The organism is Vibrio sp. 10N.222.52.B7, from assembly GCF_041474275.1.
GTDB lineage: Bacteria > Pseudomonadota > Gammaproteobacteria > Enterobacterales > Vibrionaceae > Vibrio > Vibrio crassostreae_C.
Map to the genome: position 1 here is coordinate 1 of NZ_JBFRTU010000742.1, position 481 is coordinate 481.

At 40.3% G+C, this 481-nt stretch carries 1 protein-coding gene; it reads right to left on the bottom strand.

The genetic code is table 11. From position 1 onward, the window contains the following. Positions 1–184: 184 nt before the first annotated feature. The coding region (locus tag AB4512_RS25080) for a hypothetical protein (protein ID WP_372176163.1) at positions 185–481 on the bottom strand (297 nt) is incomplete at its 5' end.

A 481-nucleotide genomic window follows, 5' to 3' on the forward strand; every position in this document is an offset into this window, starting at 1 on the left:
GATACGGATACCACCACAGCAATGTTTAAGATTAACACTAAATCTTCCAATTGACCTCCAAAGAAGCTAACGACCGCTTAAGTGGTGAGCAACGCTACCACGACACTAAATTATTACACCGTAAACACAAAAGCCGATTCAAACCAAAACCGCCGAGCGTTGTGAATCACTCTTAAATTTCTTGTTAGAAAAATTTGTTCGCCATTTTCACGAACTCTTCCCAGCCCAAAGCAATGCCCATAATTGCACTAAATAGACCGATTAAGCCAGTGACACCAGACAAAAAGCGAAATACCCAACTAGATGTAATTTTAATGGCTGTCGTCGCACTAATTAGGCCAAACCAAGAAACAAAATGAACAGGAAGTGATAGCACAGATCGAATACCCTCCCTTAACCAAATAACTGGATTAGTTAGCTGCTTTGCAAGGGTTTCATCATTTGCTTCTAAAGAGCCTATATGTCTTAAAAGAGTCTGCTC